The 24,316-nt window shown below is 68.3% G+C and carries 18 protein-coding genes; 8 read left to right on the top strand and 10 right to left on the bottom strand.

The genetic code is table 11. The annotated features are described in order from the left end of the window. Positions 1 to 4 precede the first annotated feature (4 nt). From HZS55_RS17405 to HZS55_RS17380, 6 genes are all read right to left on the bottom strand, one after another. Positions 5 to 418 carry a DUF5778 family protein gene (locus tag HZS55_RS17405; protein ID WP_179908839.1) on the bottom strand — a complete coding sequence of 138 codons (414 nt, stop codon included), beginning with the start codon at positions 416 to 418 and terminating at the stop codon, positions 5 to 7. A 205-nt stretch (positions 419 to 623) separates the two neighbouring features. Continuing rightward, complete coding sequence (locus HZS55_RS17400) at positions 624 to 818, bottom strand: cold-shock protein (RefSeq protein ID WP_179908838.1); 195 nt, start codon at positions 816 to 818, stop codon at positions 624 to 626. A gap of 2 nt (positions 819 to 820) precedes the next feature. Next, complete coding sequence (locus tag HZS55_RS17395; protein ID WP_006883802.1) at positions 821 to 1,015, bottom strand: cold-shock protein; 195 nt, start codon at positions 1,013 to 1,015, stop codon at positions 821 to 823. Between the two features lie 67 nt (positions 1,016 to 1,082). Beyond that, positions 1,083 to 4,223, bottom strand: a complete 3,141-nt coding sequence (locus tag HZS55_RS17390) for an FAD-binding and (Fe-S)-binding domain-containing protein (RefSeq protein WP_179908837.1) — start codon at positions 4,221 to 4,223, stop codon at positions 1,083 to 1,085. Between the two features lie 516 nt (positions 4,224 to 4,739). Continuing rightward, a complete protein-coding gene (locus tag HZS55_RS17385; protein WP_449405177.1) occupies positions 4,740 to 5,426 on the bottom strand; it encodes an RAD55 family ATPase in 687 nt (228 codons plus the stop codon). After that, complete coding sequence (locus tag HZS55_RS17380) at positions 5,413 to 5,994, bottom strand: HalX domain-containing protein (protein ID WP_179908836.1); 582 nt, start codon at positions 5,992 to 5,994, stop codon at positions 5,413 to 5,415. The genes HZS55_RS17385 and HZS55_RS17380 overlap by 14 nt, the downstream gene beginning before the upstream one ends. A 218-nt stretch (positions 5,995 to 6,212) precedes the next feature. On the opposite strand from HZS55_RS17380, the gene HZS55_RS17375 reads away from it, so the two are divergent. Further along, positions 6,213 to 6,788 carry an MBL fold metallo-hydrolase gene (locus tag HZS55_RS17375; protein WP_179908835.1) on the top strand — a complete coding sequence of 192 codons (576 nt, stop codon included), beginning with the start codon at positions 6,213 to 6,215 and terminating at the stop codon, positions 6,786 to 6,788. Between the two features lie 250 nt (positions 6,789 to 7,038). Here the strand turns inward: HZS55_RS17375 and HZS55_RS17370 are convergent, their stop codons facing one another. Both HZS55_RS17370 and HZS55_RS17365 read right to left on the bottom strand, forming a co-directional pair. Next, positions 7,039 to 8,136, bottom strand: coding sequence for a DNA topoisomerase IV subunit A (locus tag HZS55_RS17370; protein WP_179908834.1), 1,098 nt, complete (start codon positions 8,134 to 8,136; stop codon positions 7,039 to 7,041). 2 nt (positions 8,137 to 8,138) lie between these two features. After that, positions 8,139 to 10,580, bottom strand: a complete 2,442-nt coding sequence (locus HZS55_RS17365) for a DNA topoisomerase VI subunit B (RefSeq protein WP_179908833.1) — start codon at positions 10,578 to 10,580, stop codon at positions 8,139 to 8,141. Positions 10,581 to 10,836: 256 nt separating this feature from the next. On the opposite strand from HZS55_RS17365, the gene gyrB reads away from it, so the two are divergent. The 3 genes from gyrB to HZS55_RS17350 all read left to right on the top strand — a co-directional run bounded on the left by gyrB (position 10,837) and on the right by HZS55_RS17350 (position 17,678). Next, positions 10,837 to 12,753, top strand: a complete 1,917-nt coding sequence (gyrB, locus tag HZS55_RS17360) for a DNA topoisomerase (ATP-hydrolyzing) subunit B (protein WP_179908832.1) — start codon at positions 10,837 to 10,839, stop codon at positions 12,751 to 12,753. Between the two features lie 52 nt (positions 12,754 to 12,805). Continuing rightward, positions 12,806 to 15,373, top strand: coding sequence for a DNA gyrase subunit A (gene gyrA, locus HZS55_RS17355; RefSeq protein WP_179908831.1), 2,568 nt, complete (start codon positions 12,806 to 12,808; stop codon positions 15,371 to 15,373). A 133-nt stretch (positions 15,374 to 15,506) separates the two neighbouring features. Then, entirely contained in the window at positions 15,507 to 17,678 is a 2,172-nt protein-coding gene (locus HZS55_RS17350; protein ID WP_179908830.1) for a DUF7282 domain-containing protein, read from the top strand. Positions 17,679 to 17,739: 61 nt separating this feature from the next. On the opposite strand, the gene rocF is transcribed toward HZS55_RS17350, so the two are convergent. Together rocF and HZS55_RS17340 are read right to left on the bottom strand one after the other, a co-directional pair. Continuing rightward, positions 17,740 to 18,654 carry an arginase gene (gene rocF / locus HZS55_RS17345; protein WP_179908829.1) on the bottom strand — a complete coding sequence of 305 codons (915 nt, stop codon included), beginning with the start codon at positions 18,652 to 18,654 and terminating at the stop codon, positions 17,740 to 17,742. Between the two features lie 91 nt (positions 18,655 to 18,745). Further along, the gene (locus HZS55_RS17340) at positions 18,746 to 19,666 is read right to left on the bottom strand and encodes an NAD-dependent epimerase/dehydratase family protein (RefSeq protein ID WP_179908828.1); all 921 of its coding nucleotides are present in this window, start codon (positions 19,664 to 19,666) and stop codon (positions 18,746 to 18,748) included. A gap of 173 nt (positions 19,667 to 19,839) precedes the next feature. Between HZS55_RS17340 and HZS55_RS17335 the strand changes: the two genes are divergently transcribed. From HZS55_RS17335 to HZS55_RS17320, 4 genes are all read left to right on the top strand, one after another. Next, positions 19,840 to 20,373, top strand: a complete 534-nt coding sequence (locus HZS55_RS17335; RefSeq protein WP_179908827.1) for an HTH domain-containing protein — start codon at positions 19,840 to 19,842, stop codon at positions 20,371 to 20,373. A gap of 204 nt (positions 20,374 to 20,577) precedes the next feature. Then, the gene (locus HZS55_RS17330) at positions 20,578 to 21,741 is read left to right on the top strand and encodes an NAD(P)/FAD-dependent oxidoreductase (RefSeq protein WP_179908826.1); all 1,164 of its coding nucleotides are present in this window, start codon (positions 20,578 to 20,580) and stop codon (positions 21,739 to 21,741) included. A 285-nt stretch (positions 21,742 to 22,026) separates the two neighbouring features. Continuing rightward, positions 22,027 to 22,209 (top strand): hypothetical protein, encoded by a 183-nt coding sequence (locus HZS55_RS17325; protein ID WP_179908825.1) that lies wholly within the window; start codon positions 22,027 to 22,029, stop codon positions 22,207 to 22,209. 80 nt (positions 22,210 to 22,289) lie between these two features. Continuing rightward, on the top strand, positions 22,290 to 24,245 hold the full coding sequence (locus HZS55_RS17320; protein ID WP_179908824.1) for a methyl-accepting chemotaxis protein: 1,956 nt from the start codon (positions 22,290 to 22,292) through the stop codon (positions 24,243 to 24,245). Positions 24,246 to 24,316 lie beyond the last annotated feature (71 nt).

Below are 24,316 nucleotides of genomic sequence, written 5' to 3'. Positions count from 1 at the left end.
CCGGTCAGGAGTCCGGCTCGACCCCGACGGCGTCGTAGCCCGCCTCGCGGAGCGCCTCGACCAGCCCCTCTTGGTCGATGTCGGCCTCGTAGTAGAACACCACGTCGAAGGTGCCCTCGCGGAGCAGTTGCTGGCACTCCCAGATGAACTCGTCGCCGTCCAGCGTCAGCCCCTGGTGCTGGTTGACGCCGAACTCGCCGTCGTCGTTGCCGGAGTAGACGTATGTGTCGGTCGGCTCGATGCCGGCGGACTCGGCGATGTGGTTGCCGATCTCCAGGGTGGCCTCGTGGAGCGTCGGCTCCTGGTCGCCCGACAGATCGGTGTGGACGATGACGCCGACGAGCTCGATCTCGCCGGGTTCGAGGAGTGCCTGGGCGCGCTGGTAGAGGTCGGTGTCGACCGCGTCTGCGTCGCTCATTGCTCGGGACTCCGACGCGCTGGCTCTTGTGTCCCACGGTATCGGCCCGAGGGAACCGGGTCGAGCGCGGCCGCTCGCCGAAGATATTCGGACGGTGAGCGGTGCGCGCCGGGCCGACAGCGGGTTCGCCGACGCGCGCCCGTCGCCAGCGGCGCAGTCGCTCGCCGATGAGACGGACGTGCCGCGAATGCGGCAGAATCCGCGGTTACAGGCGCTCGAGGTTCGTCGCGCGCGGGCCTTTGTCGGCCTGCTCGATGTCGAACTCGACTTCCTGCCCCTCTTCCAGATCCGGACCGCCGATGTCTTCCATGTGGAAGAAGACGTCTTCGTCCGCGTCGTCGGTGTCGATGAAGCCGTAGCCGCCGGTGTCGTTGAAGAAGTCGACCTTACCTTTCGCCATGGTTAGAGTCGCTCCAGGTTCTCGGCGCGCGGGCCTTTGTCTGCCTGAACGATGTCGAACTCGACTTCCTGACCTTCCTCCAGGTCGGGACCGCCGATGTCCTCCATGTGGAAGAACACGTCCTCGTCGGCGTCGTCAGTGTCGATGAAACCGTAACCGCCAGTGTCGTTGAAGAAGTCAACCGTACCGGTCGCCATTGCACCTAGCCACAGGCGATGACCCTATTAAAGTCTGGCGGACGGGTACGAGGGGCGGTATCACGCGTCACGGGCCGGTGGCGAGCGCGTCGGACAGCCGCTCGACGGGGTGAGGCGGCGATTCCTCGCCGTCGCGGTCGTCCAGTTGCGACCGGCAGGAGGCGCCGGGCGCGACGACCTGGTCGCCGTCGCTGTCCGCCACCTGGTCGTAGAGGATCGACCCGATCGCCTTGCTCATCGAGTAGTGTTCGGCCTCGTAGCCGAAGCTGCCGGCCATGCCGCAACAGCCCGAGTCGAGCGCGTCGACCTCGTAGCCGGCCCGGCGGAGGACGCCGACGGCGTGGTGGTCCTTCTTGGTGGCCTTCTGGTGGCAGTGGCCGTGGTAGGTGAGCGACTCGGCGGGAGCGTCGAAGTCGATGTCCCCGTCGAGGCGGAACCGGTCGAGATACTCGCAGACGCCGTAGGCGTTGGCCGCGACCGTCTCGGCTGCCGCGCCCGAGAGCAGGTCGAGGTAGTCGTGCTGGAACATCACCGCGTCCGAGGGCTCGACGACGACGAGATCCCAGCCGTCGGCGACGCGGGGCGCGAGTTCGTCGACGTTGCGCTCAGCGCGCTCGCGGGCGGTGTCGAGAAAGCCCTTCGAGTGGGCCGCGCGGCCGCTGGCGGCCACGTCGTCGGGCACGTCCACGTGGACGCCCGCCGCTTCGAGGACGCGGACGGCCGCCTTCCCCGCTTCGGGGTGGCTGTAGTTGGTGTAGGTGTCGGGGAAGACGAGCGCCGTCCGCTCGGCCTCGCTCTCGGGAACGCCCGCGTCCCGGCCGGCGAACCAGTCGACGAACGACTCCCGTTCGAACGTCGGGAGCGTCCGCTCGCGCGCGATGCCGAGGACGCGCTCGGTGACGAGACCGCTCCCGGGGAGTTTCTGCAGCCAGTTCGAGACGGGAGCGGTGGCGCTGCCCAGCGCGCTCAGCCGGTCGACGTTGGCGAAGACGCGCTCGCGGAGGCTGGTCCCGTGTTCCTCGTGGTGGGCGTGTTCGACCTCGGCTTTGAGCTTCGCCATGTCGACCTCGCTCGGGCAGTCCTTCGCGCAGCCCTTGCAGCCGATACAGAGGTCCATCACCTCGCTGACGAACTCGTCGTCGGTCGGGTCCTCGGGGAGGTCGCCGCTCATCGCCTGACGGAGCATGTTCGCCCGGCCCCGCGTGGCGGTGACCTCCTCGTCGGCGGCGCGGTAGGTCGGGCACATCACGCCGCCGGTGGTGTCCTGACCGCCGCGACAGCCGCCGCAGCCGTGACAGAGCTCGACCATCCCGGCCATGCCGTTGTCGTTGTCCCAGTTCAGGTCCGGCTCGAACCCCGCGTCGAAGGTGTAGTCGGGGTCGAACCGGAGGTCCTCGGTCATGTCGACCGTGCGAGCGCGGTCGGGCGCCTCGCCCGCCTCGACGGCCGCCCCGTCGACGCCGACGACCTGGCCCGGATTGAGCAGCCAGTCGGGGTCGAAGGAGGCCTTGATGTCGCGGAACAGGTTCCACACGTCCTCGCCGTACAGTTTCCGGCTCCACTGGGTGCGCGCGCGGCCGTCGCCGTGCTCGCCCGAGACGCTCCCGCCGTACTCGACGACGAGGTCGGTCACCGCGTCGGCGATGGACTCCATGGCGGCCACGCCGTCGACGGTCTTGGTGTCGATCAGCGGGCGGATGTGCAGACAGCCCGGTCCCGCGTGGGCGTAGAAGCTCGCGTAGGTGTCGTGGTCGTCGAGGACCGCCTGGAAGTCGGCGACGAACTCCGGCAGATTCTCCGGCGGGACGGCCGTGTCCTCGATGAAACTCCCGTGTTTCGCGTCGGTCGTCCGCGAGAGGAGGATGGGCAGGCCGCTCTTGCGGAGCTTCCAGAAGCGGGCGCGCTCGGCCTCACCGTGGGCCTCGCGGGCCGCGGACGCCCGGATCGGCGCGTCGGTCGCCTCGGCGGCGCCCTCGGCCGGATCGGCTTCGGTCGTCGACGCGCCGACGACGTTCGCGCCCCCGTCGCCGCCCACCCGGTCGGCGATCAGGTCGGCGACCCGCTGGCGCCCCTCGTGGTCGCTCTCGGCGTAGAACTCCACGAGCAGCACCGAGCCCGTCCCCTCGGGGAGCACCGAGTCGACGAGGTCGCCGAACTCCTCGGTCTCCTCGGCCAGGTCCAGCAACACGTCGTCCAGCACCTCGACGGCGGCGGGGTCGTGTTCGAGGATCGGTCGGACGTCCTCCAGCGCGTCGAACAGACTCTCGTAGGTGAGCAACGCCAGCCCCTTCGTCTCGGGGATCGGCTCCAGCGAGACGGTCGCCTCGGTGACGATGGCCAGGGTGCCCTCGCTCCCCGCGAGCAGGCGGGCGACGTTGACGGTCCCCGGTTCGCCGTCCTCACCCTCGGCGTCCAGCGCCGCGCGGGCCTCGGCGACGAACGCGTCGAGGTTGTAGCCGGAGACGTTGCGCTTGAGCTCGGGAAAGGCCGCCTCGACGGCGTCGATCTCCTCGTCGACGACCCGGGCGAGTTCGGCGTAGATCCGGGCTTCCAGGTCCCCCTCGGCGTCGGCTCGCTCGCGCAGTTCGTCCAGCGTCACCTCGCCGAATCGGGTGACGGTCCCGTCGGCGAGGACGACTTCGCACTCCTCGACGTAGGCGTCGGTCTTGCCGTACTGCAGCGAGTGGGCGCCCGTCGAGTTGTTCCCGATGGCACCGCCGAGCGCGGACTTGTCGCCCCACGCCGGGTCGGGAGCGAACTTCAGGTCGTGTGCGGCCAGCTCGGCGTTCAGCTCGCCGAGGATGGCGCCCGGTTCGGCGCGGGCGCGTCGCGCCTCGGGGTCGACCGAGAGGACGGCGTCCGTGTGGCGGGTGAAATCGAGGACGACCGCCTCGTTGACGGTCTGACCCGCGAGGGAGGTGCCGCCGCCCCGAGGGAGCACCGGGATCGACCGCTCGGCGCAGTAGGAGACGACGCTCGCCACGTCGGCGGTCGACTCCGGGTAGACGACGCCGACGGGCGTCACCTCGTAGATGCTCGCGTCGGTCGCGTACAGCTGTCGCGAGTAGTCGTCGAACCGCACCTCGCCCGAGACCCGCTCGTCGAGGTCCGCGACCAGTCCCGGTCGCGCCACCGCGTCGGCCGCGTAGTCGTAGTCCGCCCGCGGGTCGCCCGCTGGGTCGGACTCCGGCCGGTCGCTCGTTCCCATGCTCGACGACTACGCGACTCGTCGGATTAAAGCCCGGCCATCGCTGGCGGGTGGCGGTTCGCTCGACGGGAGAACGGCGGCGGTGACCGCCGCCCCGTCGCGATGTCGAAAAACGCTACTCGGGGCAGAGTAGCCGCTCCGATGACAGCACCACGGTGGTGGGCCAGTGGTGTCGGTGGCTGCAGTGGCTGGCAGTGGCTAGTTTGCGCGCGATACTCGTTGGTTCGGGGTCGTCCCCCGGTGGTTCGAACGTGCTCGGTCGGACGCTCTCTCACTCCGACCGTTGCACTTGCACATTTTCCGTTTTCGGGCATAAGTCTTGTCCACAATGGGATCGGAGGGACCTAATATCGATTATTCGTACACGATCTATCCGATCGATTGATCGGTGTCGTTTCGGTCGAGCCCCGACCGAAGTACGAAGGCTCCCCCTCGTCGCGCGAGTTCACGAGAGACGGGCGAACGACGGACTTCGAGCGGTAGCGGTGCGGCTGAGAACCGGCGGACCGGAAGGGGTCAGAACTCTCGCCAGTCGGTCGGCTGGCCGGCGAGGCCGAGGACGCGGGCCTCGCGGCGGCCGCCTTCCTCACGGATCTCGATCATGCCGTCGAAGGCCTGCTTGATGACCTGCAGCGTCTGGTCGTCGTGGGCCGAGGAGTCGATGGTGAACAGGCCGAGGTAGCCGGCGGAGTCGAACCGCGAGGAGAGGACGTGGCAGAACTTGAAGACGGTCTTTCGGTCCGTGTAGGTGAGCATCGTCGACAGCGAGGTGAGCGCGAAGCGGCCGTTCTCGGCGCCGTTGTTGTGGAGGTACTCCAGGCACTCGGTGATCCCGATCCCGATGCCGGTCAGGTCGCCGGGCGAGGAGACGTGGTAGACGTAGCTGCCGGAGGCGGTGGCCTCGCCGCGGCGGCTGCCGTCGCCGCGACAGTCGACGACGCTGACCCTCGACTCGTCGGCGTCGGGCGCGCGGTCGAGGAAGTCCTCGAGGACGTTCTCGGCGCGGTCGCCGGTCGTGACGACGAGCGACCCCTGGTCGCGCCCGGCGCCGTCGGCCAGCACCGACAGCGCCAGGTCCTCCTTGCCGCTCATCGCGGGGCCGGAGACGAGGATGTTCGACCCCGGTCGAACGTCCTCCAGCGCCTCGAAGTCGAGCACGTCGGTCAGGTCGTACATCGTCTCGGAATCACTACTCCTCGACATCGCTGAGTCCTCGAAGCGTAGCGATGAAGTCCTCGTCGTCGTCGATACCACCCAGCGTGTCCGACAGGCCCTCCTTCAGATCGTCGACCCGTTCGCGGAGGTCGAGGTACTCCTCGTTGTCGGCGAGTTCGGCGCTGCTCTTGGTCGCTTCGAGCGTCGCCTGTTTCTCGACCAGCGAGTAGTACTCCTGTAGCATGTCGTCGTAGGTCGACCGCTCCAGCAGGTTCTCGACGGTGTCGTGGAGCTGCTGGCTCCGAATCGGCTTGCAGAGGTACGCGTCGAACCCCATCTCGAGGATGTCGAAGTCCGGTTCGACCGCCGTCACCATCGCCACCCGGCAGTCCAACCCACGCTCGCGGATCCGCGCTAACACCTCGTCGCCGGAGAGACCGGGCATCATCCGGTCGAGGAGGACCACGTCGACCTCGTCGTCGAGTTCGGCCAGCCCCTCGTCGCCGCTCCCGGCCATCCGGACCTCGTAGTCGTCGGCGAGCCAGAGGTTGTACGTCTCGGCGACGTCCGGCTCGTCCTCGACGATGAGTACGACTGGCGTTTGCGATCCTGTCATCAGCTCTCTACGGCGTCGTTATCGTTCATCACACATAGCCCTGTGGGTCCGAGTCGGTCGCGTGATAGCAGGAAGCGACGGGGTTTCGTCCGTCTCGTCGACGCCGCGGGACCGCCCGTTCGACCGGGCCGACCGCGGCGGTCGCGACACGGACCCCCACCCGCTTCGACCGGTCGCGAACCGATATCCTCACCGCCCCGGCGCGACTATCGACGGCCGTGATCGAAAACGTCGCCCGTGGCCAGCAGGTCTTCACCAGCAACGCCTTCCTCGTCACCGGCGAGCGCACCGTCCTCGTCGACGCCGGCAGCGAGTTCGACGCCCCCGGCGAGATCCGCGACCGCGACGCCGCCCTCGACGCCGTCGTCCTCACGCACACCCACCCCGACCACGTCGGCAACACCGCCGCGCTCGTCGACGCCTTCGACTGCGACGTGTGGGGATTCGACCCCGACCACGAACTGGTCGACCGCGCTATCGCCGACGGCGACGCCGTCCAGCTGGGCGACCACAGCTACGAGGCGCTGCACACCCCCGGCCACAAGGACGACCATCTCTGTCTCTACGCCGCCAGCGCCGAGATCCTGTTGGCCGGCGACCTGGTGTTCGCCAACGGGAGTTTCGGCCGGACGGACCTCCCCGAGGGCGACCGCGAGGTCCTGATCGACAGCATCGAGTACCTCCGCGACACCGTCTCGCCAGAACTCGCCGAGATGCACACCGGCCACGGCCCCAGCGTCTCCGACGACCCCTACGACCACATCGAGACCGCCCTCCGAGCCGCGAAGTTCTGAGCCGACACGGAACTCCCGACACGCCCGTACCTGGGTGTGTTCAGTACAGCCATCTTTTTCATCGTCGCCCTTCCTCGCTCGCTGCGCTCGCTGCGGGAGGGCTCCTCGAAAAACATGGGTGAAAAAGGCTGAACCCTCACTTCGTTCGGGTTCAGTGAACCGCGCCTCGCTCCGCTCGGCGCGGATACCGGTGATCAACCCGCAACCCGAACCGAACGTCGTCGAGGGCCGCCGGTGGCCCTCGTCGTCGTCACAGCACGCCCATCTCGTCCAATCGCTCGGGCAGGTAGGTATCGGTCACGAAGTCCAGACCGTACGACGCAAGGCTCTGCTGTTCGGACTTCTTGCCGATCTCCAGCTGGAGTTCGATCTGTTCGGTCCAGTAGTCGGTCTGGAACCGCGGGTCCTCCAGCTCGCTCTCCAGGGCGTTCACGTCCGAGTCGCTCAGGGGATCGGTCGGGAGGTCGTACTCGACGATGTCCTCGGGCTGGACGCCGATGAACTGCGCCTCCGGCGTCGCGAGGTACTCCGAGAGGTGCGCGCTCTTGATCGAGCCGTAGGAGACCGACCCGAAGATGCGGTAGGACCACGGGTCGCCGTCGGTGAAGACCGTGACCGGCAGGTCGAGTTCGTCGTGGAGCCGCTTGGTCAGCCGCCGGGTCGCCCGGGCGGGCTGACCGCCGAGGTGGACGACGAGGGCGTCGTGTTCGTCGTCGAAGCCGTTCTCGACGAGGCGGTCGCGCATGCCGCCGGTCTCGACGCAGAGGACGAACTCGGCGTCGTTGTCGAGGAACTCGATGGTGTCGGGGTTGTTGGGGATCTGGTAGCCGCCCTGGCCCACGTCGTCCTGGCAGTGGATCTCCCGATCCCCGCGGTTGGTCTGCTCGCGGAGGAGGAGCGGTCCCATCACCTTCGCGCCGGACTCCTCCGGGCGCATGTGGAAGTCCTCGCGTTTGACCTCCGAGACGATCTCCAGGTCCTCGATGAGGTTGTTCGACTCGTCCTGGGAGTTGAACTGCGCCTCGTCGACGTCCCACGACTCGCTGAGGTAGTACAGTTCACGCAGGGTCGACGAGCGGTCCTGGTCGAGCTGGCGGGCCAGGAAGTCGATGGTGTAGGTGGCCTTCAGCAGCTTCTCCGCGCCGGAGATGGTCTTGGCGGTGCGGGTGCTCTCCCGGTCCCCGTACACCCAGACGTTCTTGTCCTCGTCGTACTCGATGTTGGACTTGGTCCGAGTGGGGATCCGCATCGTGGGCACGTCGCCGCCCTCGAACTGCTCGTAGAACTCCTCGGCCAGGTCGATCAGCTGTTCTCTCGCGTCCGCGTCTGTGTCTGTGTCTGCGCTCATTGTTATGCGTCGATAGTGACCCGCTCCTCTTCGAGGCCGTCGACGGAGATGTCGAACTCCGCGTCGGCGCCCGCGTCGTACTCCAGGGTGGCCTCGTCGCCGGCCGACACCGATGTCGACCACTTGACGAACCACTCGCCGTCCATCTCGACGACGCTGGCGTCGCCGTTGGCGAGGACGGGCTCGCTGCCGGCGACGATGTCCGTGATCTCTACGTCCGCGGCCCGGTCGGAGTTGTTCTCGACCACCAGCTGGACCGTGTCGCCGTCGCGCTTGCGCTCGACCAAGACGTTGTTCATGATCCGCGCGAGCGTGTCGTCGATGTCGAGGTCGTCGTTGTCGGTGACCGCCGAGAGCTTCTCGGCCATCTCCGGGAGGATCGTCGCCAGCTTGTCCTGTTTCTCCCGGCGCTGTTGCATCGACCGGCGCTTCTTCAGGAAGGATTTCAGCTCGCGGGCGGCCTCGCGCATCGCGAGTTCGATCTCCGACTCCAGTTCGGGGACGTTCGCGACGGCGTCTTTCGACTCGCTGGTGAACGGAACGTTCGTCGAGGCGACGTGGACCATGACGACGACCGGGCCGTTCGGGATGCCCGAGCCGCCGGGCTGGTCCAAGTTGTAGTTGCGCCAGTTGATGTCCTTGACCACGTCGGTGGTCGCACAGGCGCCGCGCTGATACACGAGGGGGACGCGGTTGGCGAAACGCATCACCTCGGCCTTGCCTTCGGCCTCCACGTCGCCGCCGTAGGCCAGGCCAGCCTCGACGATGAACGGGTCGCCGCCGTGGACCGACGCGTCGCGGGTCGACGCCGCGTAGAAGTCCGCGTCGTACTCCTTGCGCAGGCCCTCCTCGATGAGGTCCGACTCGATGGGCGAGAGGCAGTCGGTCGGCGGCGCGATGATGTCCGTCTCCCGCATGGCGTCGAGCAGCTCGGACGACGCGTCGCGGTCGCCGGCGATCTCGGCCACGTTCGGCGGGTCGTCCGGGACGCGTCGCGCCCGCTCCCAGAGTGCCTCGACGACGTTCTCGCGGGCCGTCTCGCCGAAGGTCGCGTCGTCGTACTCCTCGGTGGCGTCGGCGGCGCGGCGGACGAACTCGCGGACCTCGTCGCGGGTGAACCGGTGACGCGAATCGTCGGCGTCGCCGAACTTCGGGGCGAGCCGGTCGGCGACCCCCTGGATCGTCGCGTCGTCCTTCTGGGTGGTCGTCACCTCGTCGACGACGGCGTACAGATCCGAGCGGAGGTGCTCGTGCTCGTCGGCGTCTTCCCCGCCGAGTTCGGCGTGGTCTCCCGTCCCGACGATAGCCGCCCAGCCGGCTTCGACGGCGTTCTCGCGAACGGTCGAGCCGAAGGTCACGTCGTATTTGTCCTCGATGTCGTCGGCCACGTCGTCGATCAGGTCGGCGACTTCGTGGTGGGCGACCCGGTCGTAGCCGTCCAGCGCGTCTTCGACGCGGTCGGCGAACTCGGCGGTGGCGTCGGCGCCCTTGTTGGCGACCGCGGCGTCGAGCGCGCGGGCCACGTCGGCCGGTTCGTGGGACTCGGGCGGCGTCCAGGACATCTCCCGGCCGAAGTGCCGATCCCGGAAGTTGTCGATGACCGAGTCCGAGGTCTTCCCGCCGACGCGGGTGAACTCGTTCTGCAAAAAGCCCGACACCGAGTACGAATCGGTGGCGTCGAGCATCTTGATGAGCGTCCCGAGTTCGACCCCGTGAGGGTGGGGGCGGATCTCCTCGGTCTCGGCGGGGAGCGTGTCGGTCACCCGCTCGTATTTCATGTGCTCGCTCGGCTCGCGGAGTTCGATCCGGGCGTGGGGGTTGACGACCGCGGTGTGTTTGATGTAGTCGTGGAGCTGGTTGCGGGCGCGCATGTTCGCCTCCATCTCCATCTCGATGCGCGTCCCGTGGGGCCGTTCCCAGGTCGTCGTCTCCTCGACGTCGATCTCCGGCTCGTTGGTGTCGGTGTCGATGATGAGCTCGAAGTACTCGGCGTCGACCCCGCCCTTCGTTCGGGAGGTGATCTTCGCGGGCTTGCCGGAGGTGAGCTGGGAGTACAGCACCGCGGCGGAGATGCCGATCCCCTGCTGGCCGCGGGACTGCTCGCGGGCGTGAAAGCGCGACCCGTACAGCAGCTTCCCGAAGACCTTGGGGATCTGTTCTTTGGTGATCCCGGGACCGTTGTCCTCGACGATGAGCCGGTAGTAGTCCCCGGCTTCCTGGATCTCGACGTAGATGTCGGGGGCGATGCCCGCCTCCTCGCAGGCGTCCAGCGCGTTGTCGACCGCCTCTTTCACGGCGGTCACGAGTCCCCGGGCCCCGCTGTCGAACCCGAGCATGTGCTTGTTCTTCTCGAAGAACTCGGCGATGGAGATCGACCGCTGGCTCTCTGCCAGCTCCTCGGCGATCCCCTCACCCTCGCCGAGTTGCGACTGATGCGATGTCATCCGTGAAACCCCCTACTGGCGGGCAGGTTAAAAGGCGTTCGCCGGCGGGGTGAAAGTGAAATCGCTCCGCCCCGGCGTGCCCGCGGCTGTTCGACACGCTTTCACACACTCCGCCGGCGACCGGACCAGCGGTCACGACGGACAGCGCTCGACGCTGCGTTCTGTGTGGCGAGCGGCGCTCTTCCCCGTCGATTTTCGCGCTCGCGCGCGTGCGAGAGCTTTAAGGGTGCCGCTGTACTACCGGTAGACAGATTCTATGTCACGGGAGCCTGAAGAGTACGGCGCACAGCAGATCCAGGCCCTGGAGGGGCTGGAGGCCGTGCGCAAACGCCCGGCGATGTACATCGGGTCCACGGACGACAGGGGCTTGCACCATCTGGTCTACGAGGTCGTGGACAACTCTATCGACGAGGCGCTGGCCGGATACTGCGACAGCATCTCGGTTACCATCCACGACGACGGCTCGGTCTCCGTCACCGACGACGGCCGGGGGATCCCGGTCGACACCCACGAGAAGTACGACAAGCCCGCCGTCGAGGTGGTGATGACCGTCCTCCACGCGGGCGGGAAGTTCGACAACAAGTCCTACCAGGTCTCGGGCGGGCTCCACGGCGTCGGCGTCTCCGTCGTCAACGCCCTCTCCGAGCGGCTGGAAGTCGAGGTCAAGCGCGACGGCGCGGTCTACCGCGAGGACTTCGAGCAGGGCGCCCCCCAGGGGGGGCTCGAACGCGTCCGCGACATGGACGCCGACGAGGGGACGGGCACGACGATCCGCTTCTGGCCCGACACGGAGATCTTCGAGGCCGACGAGTACGACTACTCGACCCTCGAATCACGCCTGCGCGAACTCGCCTTCCTCAACTCCGGCGTCGAGATCACGCTGGCCGACGAGCGCGACGACACCGACGACACCTTCCGCTACGAGGGCGGTATCCGCGAGTTCGTCGAGTACCTCAACGAGACCAAAGAGCCGCTCCACGGCGAGGTCGTCTACTTCGAGGACGAGGACCAGGACATCCACGTCGAGGTGGCGATGCAGGGTACCAGCGAACTGCAGGGGTCGATCCACGCCTTCGCCAACAACATCAACACCCGCGAGGGCGGCACCCACCTCACCGGCTTCAAGACCGCGCTGACCCGCATCGTCAACGACTACGCCGAGGAGAACAACCTTCTGGGCGAGATCGACGGGACCCTCAAGGGCGACGACATCCGCGAGGGGCTGACCGCCGTCATCTCCGTCAAACACCCCGACCCGCAGTTCGAGGGCCAGACCAAGACGAAACTCGGCAACAGCGAAGTGCGTGGCATCGTCGAGTCGGCCGTCCACGACGGGCTCGGGACCTACTTCGAGGAGCACCCCGACACCGCCGAGGTCATCGTCCAGAAGGCCGTCGAGGCCGCCAAGGCACGCAAGGCCGCGAAGAAGGCAAAGGAGCTGACCCGCCGCAAGTCCGCGCTCGACTCGACGGCGCTGCCCGGAAAGCTCTCGGACTGCCAGACGCGCGAGCCCGACGAGGCCGAGCTGTTCATCACCGAGGGGGACTCGGCGGGCGGGTCGGCCAAGCAGGGACGCAACCCCGAGTTCCAGGCCATCCTCCCCATCCGCGGGAAGATCCTCAACGTCGAGAAACACCGGCTGGACCGCATCCTCGAGAACAACGAGATCCGGGCGATGATCACGGCCATCGGCACCGGCATCGGCGACGAGTTCGACATCGACGAGGCCCGCTACGAGAAGATCGTCCTGATGACCGACGCCGATGTGGACGGCGCGCACATCCGGACGCTGTTGCTCACCTTCTTCTACCGGCACATGCGCCCGCTGCTGGAGGCCGGCTACGTCTACGCCGCCCAGCCGCCACTCTATCGCGTCCGCTACAACGGGGAGACCTACGACGCGATGAGCGACGCCGAGCGCGACCGCATCGTCGAGGAAAAGTGTAACGGCAACCCCACGCAGGTCCAGCGATTCAAGGGCCTGGGCGAGATGAACCCCCAGCAGCTCTGGGACACCACCATGGACCCCGAACAGCGGATCCTGAAACAGATCACCATCGAGGACGCCGCCGCGGCCGACAAGATGTTCTCCGTGCTCATGGGCGACGCCGTCGAGCCCCGCAAGCAGTTCATCAAGGACCACGCGCCCGAGGCCGAATGGGTGGACATATGACCGCCGACGGGAGCGACGACAGCGACGACAGCGACCGACGAGAGGTGACACGATGAGTTCAGACGTACCCGACTCCGACGCGACGCCGGCCGCGGAGGTCGACCGCGTCCGCGTCGAGAACGAGATGGAGCAGAGCTACATCGACTACGCGATGAGCGTCATCGCGGGCCGGGCGCTGCCGGACGTGCGCGACGGGCTCAAGCCCGTCCACCGGCGCATCCTCTACGCGATGCACGAGATGGGCGTGTCGAGCAACACCTCCCACCGGAAGTGTTCCTCGATCGTCGGCGAGACGATGGGTGACTATCACCCCCACGGCGACAGCCCCATCTACGACACCCTGGTCCGGATGGCTCAGGACTTCTCGATGCGCTACCCCCTGGTCGACGGCCAGGGCAACTTCGGGTCGATGGACGGCGACCCCGCCGCGGCCATGCGCTACACCGAGGCGCGGATGGCGCCCATCGCCGAGGAGATGCTCGCGGACATCGAGAAGGACACCGTCGACTTCCAGTCCAACTACGACGACCGGTTGACCGAACCGGAGGTCCTGCCCGCGAAGGTGCCGAACCTGCTGATCAACGGCTCGTCGGGTATCGCGGTGGGCATGTCGACGAACATCCCCCCGCACAACTTCGGCGAGGTCGTCGACGCCGTCGTCAAGATCATCGACGAGCCCGATTGCGACGTGGACGACCTGGTCGACACGCGCGACAGCCGCGGCAACGGCACCGCCGGCCCGATCAAGGGGCCGGACTTCCCGACCGGCGGCACGATCGTCGGCCGAGAGGCCGTCTACTCCGCGTACGCGACGGGGCGTGGTCGTGTGACGGTCCGCGCGAAGTACGAACTCGAACGCGACGAGGGCCGGATCGTCCTCACGGAGATCCCCTTCCAGGAGAACAAGGCGCGGATGGTCGAGCGCATCGCCGAGGACGTCAACGAGGGGAAGATCGAGGGCGTCTCCGACCTGCGCGACGAGTCCGACCGCAACGGTGTCCGCGTCGTCGTCGACCTCAAGCGCGGCGCCAACATCGACGTGGTCGAGAACCAGCTGAAGAAACATCACTTCGAGTCGACCTTCGGCGTCATCAACCTCGCTCTGGTCGACGGCCAGCCCCGGGTGCTCACGCTCAAGGAGACCCTCGAGGAGTACCTCGCCCACCGAAAGGAGGTCGTCCGCCGGCGGTCGCAGTACGAGCTCGCCGAGGCCGAAGACCGCGCGCACATCCTCGAAGGCCGGCTGAAGGCCTTAAATCAGGTCGACGCCGTCGTCGATCTCATCCGCAACTCCGAGGACCGCGACGCGGCCAAGGCCGCCCTGCAGGGCGAGGTCGACCTCGACGAACTGGACGCGGAGTTCGAGCACCTCGACACCCAGACGGGCTTCGACTTCTCGGGCGACCAGGCCGACCACATCGTCCGGATGCAACTGGGCTCGCTCACCTCGCTGGAGGCCGCGGAGATCGAGAGCGAGTACGAGGACCTGCAAGCCGAGATCGAGCGCCTGGAGACGATCCTCGACGACGAGAGCGAACTCCTGGCGGTCATCAAGGAGGAGCTCCAGGAGATGAAGGCCGAGTACGACGACGAGCGGCGGACGAACTTCGTCGAGAGCGACGAGATCACCAACGAGGACCTGATCCCCGAGGAGGACGTGGTCGTCGTCATCACCGAGGACGACTACATCAAGCGGATGCCCGTCGACCGCTTCGACCCCCAGGGTCGCGGCGGCAAGGGCATCATCGGCGCCGACCCCAAGGAAGGGGACCGCGTCTCGAAGGTGTTCCGGGCCAACACCCACGACTACCTCCTCTCCTTTACCAACCAGGGACAGGTCTACAAGCTCAAGACCTACGAGATTCCGGAGATGAGCCGGACGGCGCGCGGCAAATCCGCGATCAACCTCATCGATCTGGACGACGACGAGGAGATCACGGCCGTGGTCAACACGGACGACTTCGAGCCCGAGGAGTCCATCGCGATGGTCACGCGAAACGGCTACGTCAAGCGGACCAACGCCGAGGAGTTCGAGAACATCCTCTCGACGGGGATCATCGCCGCCGACCTCGAGGAGGGCGACGAGCTCGTCGACGTGGAGGTCACAGACCGGACGAAGGACCTGGTCGTCGCCACCGAGCGGGGGATGACCATCCGCTTCGACGAGAGCGAGGCCCGCGAGATGGGCCGCAACGCCCGCGGCGTCGGCGGGATCGACCTCCAGGGCGACGACCGCGTCGCCGGCATGGTCGCCACCGACGAGGACGACGACCGGTGTCTGCTGACGGTCACCCGCAACGGCTACGGCAAGCGTACCCGCCTCTCGGAGTACCGCCGCCAGTCCCGCTACGGGAAGGGCCTCATCGACATCAAGACCGACGAGCGCAACGGTCCCGTCAGTACGGTCAAGGCCGTCCGCGAGGGAGACCACCTCATGATCATGAGCGAGCGCGGCCAGATCATGCGCATCCGCGCCGGCGACGTGAGCGAGGTCGGCCGGAACACCAAGGGCGTCGTCGTGATGAAACTGGAAGACGGCGACAGCGTCGCCAGCGTCGACGTGGTGCCCGAGTCCGTCGAAGCGGCCGGTGACGACGGCGAGGACGCGGACGAGCAGTAACGCGGCTCACGCGCCCGGTCCGGTTTTCGCCGCTCTCTCCGTCGAGGTCGTCGTTCGCTCGTGAAAGGTCACAAGAACTTTGCCGGAGTCGGGCGGACTTCCGACAGCGACGGGGGAACCCGACGACTCATCTATGCTCGGTAGACGCGCAGATTCGGCGTTCGGTGTACTGTTCGTCCTCGCGCTCGCGGTCGCCGGTACGGCGGTGCTACCGGCGTTCGCGGTCGCTGGGTCGGGACCGCAGCCCGCGGCGGCCGGGGTCGGTGCCGGCGGGACGGGGTGTCCGGCCGCCGGCGTCGCGGCGGCCGGATCCACCGGTTCGGACGCGAGCGAGGGCGCGGCCGCGTCCCGGGACGCGAGCGGCCACTCGCTGGCGAGCTATCCGGAAGCGCCCCGGACGGACGTAGCTCGGGGTGATATCGCGGCCATCCAGACGGGGATCGCCAACGGCCGAACCGGGACCGTTCGGATCGAGTCGGTCGACGGCGAGTTCAACGTCTCGCTGACGTTCGCGAACAACGACGGGCGCAAGCCGGCGATCCTGTACGTCAACACCTACCTCGCGGGCAACGAGACGGCGGTCGCGAACCTCGCGTACACCGCCGGCGACAACGACCGCGTGGCGGTCGCCGACACGGAGTCGGTCACCGGCGCGCCGATGCCGGTCGGCGCCTACGACGTGACCGTCGAGACGGCGTCCGGGACGACCACGCAGCGACTGACCGTCGACGAGCCGGCGGTCGGCGATCTGACCCTCCTGCGCGCGCCCGGCGACCGGTTCGGCGAGTTGGACGCCGACGAGGACGTCGCCGCGGCCCGAGCCTCGGGCCTGATCTCGGAACCGCCGACGACCGACGACGGCCCGGAAGCGGCGCTCGGCGACACGATGGTCTATCGGCTGAACGCCAGCGGCTTCTACGGCCTGCTGGCCGCCCAGGGCGGTTCGACGAGCGAGGCGAACTTCCTGGCGGCGGCGGACGACGGCGCCGTCGACCTGTCGATCACTTCGTCGGGCGACTGCGAATCCGCCGTCGACGTGCCGGGAAGCGTCGACGACGGGACCGCACGCGTGATCCCGGACCCGAACAACGAGACGCTGTACGTGACCGCTGACCTCCGCCGGGTCGCCGTCCGGCAGGGCCTCGACCGCGGATTCGTCGGTCCGGGTCGGGCGACGTACGCCTTCGATGCCCGGACTCACGTCGTCGAGTCGAACACGACGACGGCGGTGGACTACGCGGTCGCCGACCGGCAGTACGGCTACGACGCCGACGGCGGCATCCTCGTCCGGTCGGCCGAATCCGGACAGCGGGTCGCCGGCGAGACGAACCTGGCGCCGGGGACGAACCTGACGATCGAGGTCGCCGGGCTGGACCGCGACTACGACACGAGCGCGCGGACGACCGTCGACGACGACGGGACGTTCGGCGTCGATGTCGACCTGAGCGACGCACCGAACGAGAGCCGTTTCACCGCCTCGATCGCCCAGATCGCGAACTCGCAGACGCTGCTGACGACGGGGTCGGCCGCGGCGACGGCCGTCCTCTTCGAGGAGTACGAGGCGGCGAGTTCGAGCGAGGCCGACCGGGTCGAGAACGCCCGCGTCGCGCTCGAAGACGGCGGCTTCCTGGCGGTCTACTTCGTGCCGCCGAACGAGCAGGTGACCCGCGAGAACCTGATCGGCCGCTCGGGATACCTCGAGCCCGGTGTCCACGACCCGACGGTGTCGCTCGACCGGCCGCTGACGGACAGTCAGAACGTCGTCCTCGTGGCTCATCGGGACGACGACGGTGACGGTCGCTTCGACTACCCGGCCGACGACAGCCCCTACCGGATCGGCGGCGACCCCGTCTACGGCGTGGGACGGGTGCTGCTCGACGGCGACGGCTCGACGCCGCCCAGGGACCCGCAGTATCTCGGCGTGACGCTCCCGCCCGCCGAGGAGATCACGGGGACGCCGGTCCCGACGGCGACGCCGACGGACGAACCGACGGCGACTGCCACCCCGTCGCCGACGCCGACTGCGACGGATTCGGACGGACCGGTCACGACGACGGAACTCCCGCCGCCGACGTTGCGCGGGACGGACACGCCGACGGCGACGCCGGCCGGGACCACCGCACCGAACGGGACCGTCGCGCCGACCGCCCCGAACGGGACCGTCGGCCCGAACGGCACTGTGGCGAACGGGACCGCGACGGTCACCGACGGCGCGACCGACGGCCTCGGGCCCGGATTCGGCCTGCCGGCAGTGATCGTCGCGGCCGTCCTGTTCGGCGCGCTCGCGCTCTCGCGCCGGGAGTGAGTGGCGCGTCGGCGAGCGCGGCGGGGGCGGGTTCGGTTCGACGCCGGGTTCGGTCCGCCTGTCAGAGGATCCGTTTGCCGAGCGCGCTCGCGGCGAGTTCGACGGCGAGCTCCGCGGTCCTGTTGTGGTCGTCGAGGATGGGGTTGACCTCCACGATCTCCAGCGACACGAGCGCGGAGCCGGCGGTCCGGGAGACCAGCTCCATCGCGGTGTGCCCCTCGCGGTAGGAGGCCCCGCCGCGGACCGGCGTGCCGACCCCCGGGGCCTCCGTCGGGTCGAGGAAGTCCATGTCGAGGCTGACGTGGACGCCGTCGGTGCCGTCCGTGGCAACCCCGACGGCCTCGCGGGTCACCTCGGGGAGCCCGCGCTGGTCGACGTCGGTCATCGAGAACGCCGTCACGTCGCTCTCCCGGAGCGCGTCGCGCTCCGCGTCGTCCAAGTCGCGGAGCCCGACCACGGCGACGTTCTCGGGATCGACCGTGGGGGCCGCCGCCCAGTCGCTGCCGGCGAAGGAACCGCGACCGAGGATGGCGGCGACGGACATGCCGTGGACGTTGCCGCTGGGCGTGGTGGTCGGCGTGTTGAAGTCGCCGTGGGCGTCGAACCAGACGACGCCCAGGTCGCGGTCGCGCGCGGCGCCGCCGACGGTCCCGATGGCGATGGAGTGGTCGCCGCCGAGGACGAGCGGCACCGCGCCGTCGGCGACGGCGTCGGCCACCTCGTCGGCGAGGTCGCGACAGACCCGTTCGGTCGCGGCGAGGTACTTCGCCCGACCTTCGTGCGGGCGGCCGGCGTCCGGTTCGGTCCGTTCGGGACTCGGGACGGCGACGTTCCCGCCGTCGTCGCAGTCGATCCCCAGCGATTCTAGCTCCGCGGCGAGGCCGGCGTAGCGGATGGCCGACGGCCCCATGTCGACGCCGCGCCTGTCCGCGCCCAGGTCCATCGGGACGCCGAAGACGCGTACTGGTCGGTCCATACGCTCGCAAGGGGGGCGACGGGCAAAACCGTCGGGGGCGGCCGGCGGTATCACCGTCCGACCGCTTCAGGACCGCGGACGGTCCGAGTGGTCAGTCGTACTGGCTACAGACGCGTTCGACGCCCTCCTCGAAGGAGATTTCGGGTTCCCAGCCGGTCGCCTCGCGCATCTTGGTGGCGTCGGCCATCGTGTCGTGGACGTACACGTCCTCGGGGATCGGATTCTCCGCGTAGACCGGTTCGACGTCGGTCCCGAGTGCCTCGTTGAGGCGGTCGACGAGGTGGTCGAAGCTGTACTGCTGGCCGGTGCCGAGGTTGTAGACGCCGTCGAGTTCGTGGTCGGCGGCGAGTTCGAGCCCGCGGACGATGTCGTCGACGTGGGTGAAATCCCGGGTCTGGGAGCCGTCGCCCCAGATCTCGGGGTTGCGCCCGTTGGCGATGTCGTCGGCGAACTGCGCGATGAGGTTGGCGTACTCGCCCTTGTGTTCCTCGGCGCCGTCTTCCATGCCCTGGTAGACCGAGAAGAAGCGCATGCCGGCCATCGACATGTCGTAGTGGTTTCCGAAGTACTCGGCGTACTTCTCGCGGGCGAGTTTGGAGGCCTCGTAGCCCGTGTTCACCGCGACGGGCATGTCCTCCGGAGAGGGGTCCGTCCGGTCGCCGTAGATCGACGACGTGGAGGCGTAGACGACCGTGTCACAGCCGTCCTGGCGCGCCTGATCGACCGTGTTGACGAACCCCTCGACGTTGACCCGGGCGCCCCGGGTGGGGTCGTCCTCGTGCATCGCGTACGAGGAGAGTGCGGCGATGTGGAAGACGACGTCCACGTCCGTCGGCAGGTCCCCGTCCAGCACCGACCCCTCGACGAACTCGACCGAATCGTCGAGGTTGTCGGGCGTCCCCAGATAGCAGTCGTCCAGCGCGATTACCTCGTTGTCCTCGGCGAGGGAGTTCGCCAGGTTCGACCCGATGAATCCCGCACCGCCCGTCACCAGCACCCGCTTCCCGTCCATAACCGAAGTGGTCGATCGAACACAATAAATGGCACCCTTACCGTCGGACCGCGAACGGATCCTCCGTGTGAGTGACTGACTGTCTCGATTTCGCGGGAGATAGGCGGCGAATGTTGCCCGGCTGGCGGTCGGCCACCGCCGGCTTTAATAAAATCTATGACCAATACCTCTGTATGTCATCAATCGAACTGACGCCCAGCCAGAAAAACATCCTGCAGGAGCTCGTCAATCTCTATCGGGAGTCCGAGAGCGCGGTGAAAGGGGAAGACATCGCCGAGAAGGTCGACCGGAACCCGGGCACGATCCGCAACCAGATGCAGAGTCTCAAGGCCCTCCAGCTGGTCGAAGGCGTCCCCGGTCCGAAGGGCGGCTACAAGCCGACGGCCACCGCCTACGACGCCCTCCAGATCCAGGACATGGACCAGGCCGCGGACGTGCCCCTCGCCCACAACGGCAGCGACATCCCCGACGCCAACGTCGAGGAGATCGACCTCACCAGCGTCCACCACCCCGAGGAGTGTCGCGCCGAGATCAAGCTTCAGGGGTCGATCGCCGACTTCCACGAGGGCGACACCATCACCGTCGGCCCGACGCCGCTCTCGAAGCTCCAGATCATCGGCACGCTCGAGGGCAAAGACGACACGAACAACAAGCTGATCCTCACGATCGACGACATGCGCGCGCCGGCCGGCGAACCCGAACACTGACCCGATCGCGGTGACGCCCCGGCAGTATCGCGGCGCCATCGCGGCGCCATCGCGGCGTCCGCCCCACTCGATCGCTCGTCGTTCTCCCGCGTTGACCCGATCCCGGCCGTCGATCCTTGATATTCGTGATGGACAGCGGTCGAACGGTCGGCTCCTCGGGACGGATTCGTAGGCTTTGTATCACCCGGCTACAGAGTGGGCCGCATGAGCGACAACGTCGTCGTGCTCGGGTCCGGATACGCGGGCGCGGGTGCGGTCAAGAGTCTCGAATCCCATCTCGACGGTCGGGCCAACGTCACCTGGATCTCCGACGTGGACTACCACCTCGTCCTCCACGAGTCCCACCGCTGCATTCGGGACCCCAGCGTCCGCGAGAAGGTCACGATCCCCGTCGAGGAGGTCAAATCCCCCTCGACGACCTTCCGCCAGGCCACCGTCGACGGCGTCGACACCGACGACCGCGTCGTCGAACTCGAAGACGGGTCGGACGTGTCCTACGACTACCTGCTCGTCGGCATCGGCTCGCGCACCGCCTTCTTCGGCATCGACGGCCTCCGCGAGCACGCCCACACGCTCAAGAGCCTCGACGACGCCCTCTCGATCCACGACGCGGTCTCGGAGGCCGCCGCGGCCGCGACCCGGGACGACCCCGCCACCGTGGTCGTCGGCGGTGCGGGCCTCTCGGGCATCCAGACCGCCGGCGAGATCGCCGAGTACCGCGACGACTACGGCGCCAGCATCGACATCGAACTCGTCGAGGGGCTCGACCGTGTGCTCCCCAACAGCGACCCCGAACTCCAGGGCGCGCTCCGCAAGCGCCTCGAAGCGGCCGACGTGAACATCCACACCGGCGAGTTCATCGGCGAGGTGGACGAGGAGACCGTCTACATCGGCGACGACACCGAGATGGACTACGACGTGCTGATCTGGACCGGCGGCATCACCGGCCGCGAAGCGGTCGCCGACGCGAACCTCGACAAGGACGACCGCTCGAACCGCATCTTCTCCGAGATGACCTTCGAGACCGACGACGACCGCGTGTTCGCTATCGGCGACGCCGCCATCGTCGACCAGCCCGGCGACGACCCCGCGCCGCCGACCGCCCAGGCCGCCTGGCAGGCCGCCGAGGTCGCCGGCGAGAACCTCGCCCGGCGCGTCAAGGGCCAGCCGCTCACCGAGTGGACCTACGACGACAAGGGCACCGTCGTCTCCGTCGGCGAGGAGGCCGTCGCCCACGACGTGAAGTTCCTCCCCATCTCCACCTTCGGCGGCGTGCCCGCCGAACTCCTCAAGAAGGGCATCGCCGCCCGCTGGATCGCCGACGTCTCCTCTATCGGCAACGCGCTCGACGCCTGGCCCGACATGTAGGCCACCGGGTCACCCGGTTGTCCGCCCGTTTTCTCCCCGTCGTGTCACGTCTCGGGTGAACGAGGTCGGTACCGTGCGCTCCTCGAAACCGTGTGACGGAACGGCAATTTCACACTGCGTGTCCGAGCCTCGATCGCGGCGGGACCGCCCGGATCGACTCGCCCGTCGGTTTCGCGGATCTGTGTTCGCTTCGCGCGCTCGTCGCGCGAGCGAGGGACCGTCGGCGGCCACCGATCGACGACCACAGCAAAACGAATTTGTACCGACCGCTACACATCTCGCCCGATGTCACAGAACCCCCTGGCAAACCCCGCTATCAGATACGGCATCGGCGCCTCCGGTGCGCTGGTGATCGCCGTCGTCGCGTATCTCTTCCTCGAGGGAACGACCCAGCTCGTCGCCTATGCGGTCGCCGTGCTCGACCTGGTCGTCACGCCGCAGATCCTGAAGCGAGCCGCGACCGCCTGACCGTCCGGACTCGCCCGAGCGTTTCAGCGGCTGAGACTCGGGCCGGTGCGCTTTTGCCGAGCTACTCCCCGGATCTTGGTATGCCAGCCGAGGGAGCCGCCGAACCAGCCGCAGCGAACCGGGGGCTGCGGTCCAGTATCCGAACCTTCGTCCAGTACATCCCGAGCGGGGACACGATTCCCGACGAGGCGTGGCGGCGGCGCCACCGTAACATCCTCCTCGTCGTGCTCGCCCACGTCCCGTTCCTGTTCCTGCTGGGGGTCTTCGAGGGGACCGAGACGACGTTCTCGGGGGCGACCATCCCGTCGATCCCCCTGTGGACCGTCCTGTTGGAACTCGGCCTGCTGGTCGGGCTGGTCGCCGTTGCGAGCCGCTCCCGGCTGCCTCGACGGGTTCGCACCGCGCTCGGCACGGTCAGCCTGTTGACGGCGTCGATCGTCCTCGTCCAGTTCTCCGGCGGCTTCATCGAGGCGCACTTTCACTTCTTCGTCGCGATGGCGGTGGTCGCGGTCTACGAGGACTGGTTCCCGTTCGCGCTCGGGATCGGCAAGGTGGTCCTCACCCACGGCGTCTTCGGGATGATCAATCCCAGCCGGGTGTACAACCACGAGGCCGCGATCGCGAATCCGTGGGCCTGGGGGCTCATCCACGGCGTGTTCGTCCTCGCGCTGGCCACAGCGCTGATGTCGCACTGGTACTCGACGGAGCGCTCCCGCGAGGAGGCCCAAGAGCGGCTCCGGGAGGCCGAGGAGAAGACCCGGCAGGTAACGGACCTGGAGGAGAAGCAGGCCGAGATCGAGGAGGCGAAGGCCGAGGCCGAGGCGGCCCAGGAGCGCGCCGAGGAGCGCCGCCGGGAGGTCGAGCGGTTGAACGACCACCTCGAAACGAAGGCCGACGACTACAGCGCGACGATGTCGCGGGCCGCGGACGGGGCGCTGCACGTCCGACTGGACGCCGAGAGCGAGAGCGAAGCGATGACGCGGATCGCCGAGGCGTTCAACGAGATGATCGGGGAGACGGAGTCGGCGATGGCGGAGATCCAGACCTTCGCCGCCGAGGTCGCCGACGCCAGCGAGGAGGCCGACGCGAGCGCCGGTGAGATCAAACGGGCCAGCGAGGCGGTGAGCGCGTCGGTCCGGGAGATCTCGGACGGTGCGAGCGACCAGTCCGACAAGCTCGAGGCGGTCTCCGGGGAGATGAGCGACCTGTCTGCGACGGTCGAAGAGGTTGCGGCGTCGGCGCAGACGGTCGCCGAGACCTCCCGTGAGACCGCCGAGATCGCCGAGGACGGGGAGACGACCGCGCGGACGGCCATCGAGAACACTCGCGAGAGCCGAACGGCGATCGACGAGACGGCCGACCGCGTGGAAGCGCTCGACGACCGGATGGCCGAGATCGGCGAGATCGTCGACCTCATCGGCGACATCGCGGAGCAGACGAACATGCTGGCGCTGAACGCCAACATCGAGGCCGCCCGCGCGAGCGGCGGCGGCGCGGGCGGGGACGGGTTCGCGGTCGTCGCGGACGAGGTCAAACAGCTGGCCGAGGAGACCCGGGAGTCGGCGACGGAGATCGAACAGCTCATCGGGGAGACCCAGGAGCAGACGACGGCGACGGTCGAGGAGGCGCGCCGTGCCGAGCGTCACATGCAGGAGAGCGTCGAGGTGGTCGACGAAGTCGTCGACGCCTTCGCGCAGGTCGCCGAGAACGCCGAGGAGACCGACCGCGGCATCCGGGAGATCAGCGCGACGACGGACGACCAGGCCGCGAGCACCGAGACCGCGGTGTCGAAGGTCGAGGAGGTGGCCGAGATCGGTCGGTCGACCGCGGCGGAGAGCGAGCAGGCGTCGGCGGCCGCCCGGGAGCAGGCGGCCTCCGTCTCGCAGGTCAGTACGAACCTCGGAGCGCTGAACGACCGCGCCGAACGCCTGCAGTCGCTGCTGCGGAGCTTCGAGGTCGACGAAGCCGGGGCGGGTCGGCCGGGGAGCGGGACGGCGGGCGCGCTCGCCGTCGAGGACGGCGGCCGACCCGAGTGACGCGGCGAGCGCCGAGTCCGCCGCTCCGCTCAGACGGGTGTACCCGCGCGGACTCGCCGCGGTCGGCCACC

Origin of the sequence: Halosimplex rubrum (genome assembly GCF_013415885.1) — an archaeon.
Lineage (GTDB): Archaea > Halobacteriota > Halobacteria > Halobacteriales > Haloarculaceae > Halosimplex > Halosimplex rubrum.
Note: the sequence above shows the minus strand (reverse complement) of the source record. Positions and strands in the feature narration are given on the sequence as shown.

What these genes read in the sequence shown, in the direction of transcription:
- HZS55_RS17395 (WP_006883802.1), bottom strand. Translation starts at nt 1,015, where the DNA reads ATGGCGACCGGTACGGTTGACTTCTTCAACGACACTGGCGGTTACGGT.
- HZS55_RS17405 (WP_179908839.1), bottom strand. Translation starts at nt 418, where the DNA reads ATGAGCGACGCAGACGCGGTCGACACCGACCTCTACCAGCGCGCCCAG.
- HZS55_RS17365 (WP_179908833.1), bottom strand. Translation starts at nt 10,580, where the DNA reads ATGACATCGCATCAGTCGCAACTCGGCGAGGGTGAGGGGATCGCCGAG.
- HZS55_RS17335 (WP_179908827.1), top strand. Translation starts at nt 19,840, where the DNA reads ATGTCATCAATCGAACTGACGCCCAGCCAGAAAAACATCCTGCAGGAG.
- HZS55_RS17380 (WP_179908836.1), bottom strand. Translation starts at nt 5,994, where the DNA reads ATGACAGGATCGCAAACGCCAGTCGTACTCATCGTCGAGGACGAGCCG.
- gyrA (WP_179908831.1), top strand. Translation starts at nt 12,806, where the DNA reads ATGAGTTCAGACGTACCCGACTCCGACGCGACGCCGGCCGCGGAGGTC.
- HZS55_RS17385 (WP_449405177.1), bottom strand. Translation starts at nt 5,426, where the DNA reads ATGTCGAGGAGTAGTGATTCCGAGACGATGTACGACCTGACCGACGTG.
- HZS55_RS17320 (WP_179908824.1), top strand. Translation starts at nt 22,290, where the DNA reads ATGCCAGCCGAGGGAGCCGCCGAACCAGCCGCAGCGAACCGGGGGCTG.
- gyrB (WP_179908832.1), top strand. Translation starts at nt 10,837, where the DNA reads ATGTCACGGGAGCCTGAAGAGTACGGCGCACAGCAGATCCAGGCCCTG.
- HZS55_RS17390 (WP_179908837.1), bottom strand. Translation starts at nt 4,223, where the DNA reads ATGGGAACGAGCGACCGGCCGGAGTCCGACCCAGCGGGCGACCCGCGG.
- rocF (WP_179908829.1), bottom strand. Translation starts at nt 18,654, where the DNA reads ATGGACCGACCAGTACGCGTCTTCGGCGTCCCGATGGACCTGGGCGCG.
- HZS55_RS17330 (WP_179908826.1), top strand. Translation starts at nt 20,578, where the DNA reads ATGAGCGACAACGTCGTCGTGCTCGGGTCCGGATACGCGGGCGCGGGT.
- HZS55_RS17350 (WP_179908830.1), top strand. Translation starts at nt 15,507, where the DNA reads ATGCTCGGTAGACGCGCAGATTCGGCGTTCGGTGTACTGTTCGTCCTC.
- HZS55_RS17370 (WP_179908834.1), bottom strand. Translation starts at nt 8,136, where the DNA reads ATGAGCGCAGACACAGACACAGACGCGGACGCGAGAGAACAGCTGATC.
- HZS55_RS17325 (WP_179908825.1), top strand. Translation starts at nt 22,027, where the DNA reads ATGTCACAGAACCCCCTGGCAAACCCCGCTATCAGATACGGCATCGGC.
- HZS55_RS17400 (WP_179908838.1), bottom strand. Translation starts at nt 818, where the DNA reads ATGGCGAAAGGTAAGGTCGACTTCTTCAACGACACCGGCGGCTACGGC.
- HZS55_RS17340 (WP_179908828.1), bottom strand. Translation starts at nt 19,666, where the DNA reads ATGGACGGGAAGCGGGTGCTGGTGACGGGCGGTGCGGGATTCATCGGG.